1 pseudogene is annotated in these 483 nt (G+C 61.7%); it reads right to left on the bottom strand.

Annotated features, from left to right (window positions below):
• Positions 1-436, bottom strand: a pseudogene (locus CDV44_RS27205) (hypothetical protein); the annotation flags it as partial.
• Positions 437-483 lie beyond the last annotated feature (47 nt).

The following is a 483-nucleotide window of genomic DNA, read 5'->3' as shown; positions in this document are numbered from 1 at the left end:
CGCGCGCGGTGTTCGGGTCTATTTCCGGATCAGGTTTTGGCGCGACGCGTGGATCTGTTTCGGGATCGACCTGCGGACTCGGGTCTTCGCGAGGGCGGATTCGAGGCGAGATAGGCACCGTCTTGATGTCAGGCGGATTGGCGGGCTCGAACACGTCACCGATGTGCGGTACTAGCTTGGGATTCTCTTTGACCCATATCACCACGTCCTCTTCGGTGACGGGCTCCGAGTCGCGATAGGGGAGCCCCGCATAGTCGGGTGCTTCTGCTGCCTGCCGCCACGATTCATCGACGATGTCGGCGAGCGTCCTAGGGCTTATCGGCATTCTCAGTAGTTCCCGGTTCATGCCGGCGCGCGCAGCATCCAGATCGGGGTAGATCGATTCCGTGGTCATCCGGTTGAGCCCGTAGAAGGCGTCGCGGGTGATGTCGAACACCGCGGGGTTCAGCTCGAGCGTTACCCATTCATGCGGCGCGGGACAAA

Source organism: Pandoraea sp. PE-S2R-1, from assembly GCF_002179865.1.
GTDB lineage: Bacteria > Pseudomonadota > Gammaproteobacteria > Burkholderiales > Burkholderiaceae > Pandoraea.
The sequence above is the reverse complement of the archived record's forward strand: the minus strand, read 5'-3'. Positions and strand labels throughout refer to the sequence as shown.